The sequence below is a fragment of the Micromonospora sp. D75 genome (genome assembly GCF_018070405.1).
In the GTDB taxonomy this organism is placed as follows: domain Bacteria; phylum Actinomycetota; class Actinomycetes; order Mycobacteriales; family Micromonosporaceae; genus Micromonospora; species Micromonospora chalcea.
Map to the genome: position 1 here is coordinate 1 of NZ_JAGPXV010000677.1, position 3,027 is coordinate 3,027.

The 3,027-nt window shown below is 74.8% G+C and carries 3 protein-coding genes; 1 reads left to right on the forward strand and 2 read right to left on the reverse strand.

Going from position 1 to position 3,027, the window contains the following annotated elements:
* Window positions 1-172: 172 nt before the first annotated feature.
* Window positions 173-610, reverse strand: a complete 438-nt coding sequence (locus tag KBX39_RS27525; protein ID WP_069088288.1) for a cold-shock protein — start codon at window positions 608-610, stop codon at window positions 173-175.
* Between the two features lie 156 nt (window positions 611-766).
* Here KBX39_RS27525 and KBX39_RS27530 point away from each other — a divergent pair, with 156 nt between their 5' ends.
* Window positions 767-1,429, forward strand: a complete 663-nt coding sequence (locus KBX39_RS27530) for a 4'-phosphopantetheinyl transferase (RefSeq protein WP_064445435.1) — start codon at window positions 767-769, stop codon at window positions 1,427-1,429.
* On the opposite strand, the gene KBX39_RS27535 is transcribed toward KBX39_RS27530, so the two are convergent.
* On the reverse strand, window positions 1,426-2,838 hold the full coding sequence (locus KBX39_RS27535) for an acyl-CoA synthetase (protein WP_210873266.1): 1,413 nt from the start codon (window positions 2,836-2,838) through the stop codon (window positions 1,426-1,428). The genes KBX39_RS27530 and KBX39_RS27535 overlap by 4 nt on opposite strands.
* Window positions 2,839-3,027: the final 189 nt, after the last annotated feature.

Consider the following 3,027-nt stretch of genomic DNA (forward strand, 5'->3'; position numbering starts at 1 on the left):
GGTGCTCATCGACCACGTCGGCCGGTACCTCTCGGCGGGCCAGCGCCCCCGGCGGGTGCACTTCGTCGACGAGTTGCCGCGCAGCGCCTTCGGGCGGATCAGGAAGTCCCTGCTGATCGCCGGCGGCTGAGCCGGCCGGACAGGGGGCAGCGGTGACCCGCCCCCGCCACGGTCAGCCCTCCACCCAGCCGTGCCGCCGGGCCAGCTCCAGCATCCTCGCACGTACCGCCACGATCTGCGCTCCGGTCAGGTCCGACACGGAGGTCACCAGCGCCTCGGTGGTCTCCGCGGAGAAGGCCCGCTCGGAGAGGACGTCGCACAGGCCCTCGTCGTCCTCCGCGCCGCCCGTGGCCTGTCCGCTGTCCCTGCTGCGCCCGCCGCCGACCGTGACGCCGGACACCCGCACCAGCACGGCCTTGGGCCCGCGCTCGGTCTCCACCGCGTCGTACTCGACCGGGACGCCGGGCGTCAGCGCCCACTTGTCGCCGTCGAGCATGTTCGCGTGCACGAACACGTCGTCGCTGCCGTCGTCCGGGGCGATGAACCCGTAGCCCCGCACCTCGTCGAACCGCACCACTTTGCCAGTGAGCATCGCCATTCCCGCGTCCATCCGCCCCAAATCCAGGTGCCCCGCCCGCAGGACCGGGACGGCGCTCAGAGTGGCACCTGTCCCGTGCAGGCCGGCACCCGTACCCGACCCCTATGGTGCACCTATCGCCGAGGCCCGCCGCGGCGAGGGGTGCCGCAGCGCCTACCATCGGCCAACGTGATCGAGCAGATCCTGCCCTCCACCGTGGCGGTGTCCGAGTCCTTCACCGATCCCGCCGGCGTGACCCTGTTCCCCGAGGAGGAGGCGCTGGTGGCACGGTCGGTGGAGAAACGACGCCGGGAGTTCACCACCGTGCGGCACTGCGCCCGGCTGGCCCTCGGCGAACTGGGCCTCGCCCCGGCGCCGATCGTCTCCGGCGCACGCGGTGCCCCGCTCTGGCCCGACGGCGTGGTCGGCAGTATGACGCACTGCGATGGCTACCGGGCGGCGGTCGTCGGCCGTACGGCGGCGTTCGCCAGCCTCGGGGTGGACGCCGAGCCGCACGCCCCGCTGCCCGACGGGGTGCTCGGAGCGATCGCCCTGCCGGCCGAACGGTCGCGCACCGTCACGCTGGCCGCGGTCCGCCCCGCCGTCTGCTGGGACCGCCTGTTGTTCAGCGCCAAGGAGGCGGTGTACAAGGCGTGGTTCCCGCTCACCGGCCAGTGGCTGGACTTCTCCGAGGCGGACATCGTGTTCGACCCGGCCGGCACGTTCGAGGCCCGGCTGCTGGTGCCCGGTCCGGTGCTCGGCGGGGCCGAGGTGCGGGCGTTCGCGGGCAGGTTCCTGGTCGAGCGGGGACTGGTGGTCACCGCGATCAGCATCCCGGCGGTCGCGTCCTAACCGTCGGCGCTGAGCCGCGTCTTCTGCACCTTGCCCAGGGCGTTGCGGGGCAGGGCGTCGACCAGGCGCACCTCGCGTGGTCGCTTGTGCGCCGAAAGGTGCCGGGCCACGAAGTCGATCAGCTCGGCCTCGCCCACCCCGTCGCCCACCACGTACGCGGTGACCTGCTGACCGAGGTCGGGGTGCGGTGTGCCCACCACGGCTGCCTCACGGACCCCCGGGTGCGTCAGCAGGGCGTCCTCCACCTCCCCCGCGCCGATCCGGTAGCCACCGCTCTTGATCAGGTCGGTCGACGCCCGGCCGACGATCCGGTGCCAGCCGTCCGGGTCGACGGTGGCGACGTCCCCGGTGCGGAACCAACCGTCCGGGGTACGGCTCGCCGCGTCGGCGTCCGGACGGTTCAGGTAGCCGTCGAACAGCGTGGGGCCGGTGACCTGAAGCTCGCCCATCGCCGCCCCGTCGGCCGGGAGCGGGGTGCCGTCGTCGCCGACCAGCCGCGTACGGACCCCGGGCAGCGCCAGCCCGACGGTGCCGGGCCGGCGTGGGCCGTCCGTCCGGGCGCTCACAGTGATCAGGGTCTCGGTCATCCCGTACCGCTCGACGACCCGGTGACCGGTGAGGGTGGCGAGGTCGGCGAAGACCGCCGCCGGCAGCGCCGCGCTGCCCGAGACCAGCAGCCGCGCCGGACGCAGCGCCCGGGCCGCGTCCGGGTCGGCGGCGATTCGGGACCACACCGTCGGCACCCCGAAGTACATCGTGCCGTTGGCGGCGGCGTACCGGTCGGGGCTGGGGCGGCCCACGTGGTGCAGCCGGCCGCCCAGCCGCAGTGGTCCGAGCACGCCGAGCACCAGCCCGTGCACGTGGAACAGCGGCAGGCCGTGCACCAGCAGGTCGTCCGGCGTCCATGCCCAGGCGTCGGCCAGCCCGTCGAGGCAGGCGGCGATCGCGCGGCGGGAGATCACGGCGCCCTTCGGGGCGCCGGTGGTGCCGCTGGTGTAGAGGATCACCGCGGTGCGGGCCGGATCCGGCTCGGGGTGGACGGTGTCCGACCGGCGGGTCAGGTCGACGGGTACGACGGGCCGGCCGGCGTCACCGACGGTGCGTTCCGCGCCGGCCGGGGCCAGCAGCGCCGTCGCGTCCGAGTCGCGCAGGATGTGATCGCGCTCCATCGGCCCGGCGTCCGGCGGGATCGGCACGACCGCAACCCCGGCCGTCAGCGCGCCCACCACGCCGACCACGGTCTCCAGGGTGGCGGTGGCCTCGATCGCCACCCGGTCGACGCCGCGCAGCTCGTCGGCCACCGCCGTGGCAAGGCGGCGAAGCTCCACCCAGGACGCCGCCCGGCCGCCGACCCGGATCGCGTCCGGGTGCTCGTCGGTTGTCTTCGTCAGCCAGCCCAGCAGCGGCATGGTGCGATCCTCTCAGCGGCCCGGTCCGAGCCCTGCCGGGGGCCGCGACGCCGGTAGGGTCGTGGGGTACCGCCGGATCCGGGCGGGCGAGTGCGCCGCCGGTGGGCCGGGAGAACGGTCCTGACCGTAGTCGGGGGTCTCCGCGGCCTGCCACCCCTACCGGCCGTGGCGGTCGTGCGGGCGGGGAGG

Coding starts and splice junctions, on each gene's coding strand:
- KBX39_RS27525 (WP_069088288.1), bottom strand. CDS start 610: ATGGACGCGGGAATGGCGATGCTCACTGGCAAAGTGGTGCGGTTCGAC.
- KBX39_RS27535 (WP_210873266.1), bottom strand. CDS start 2,838: ATGCCGCTGCTGGGCTGGCTGACGAAGACAACCGACGAGCACCCGGAC.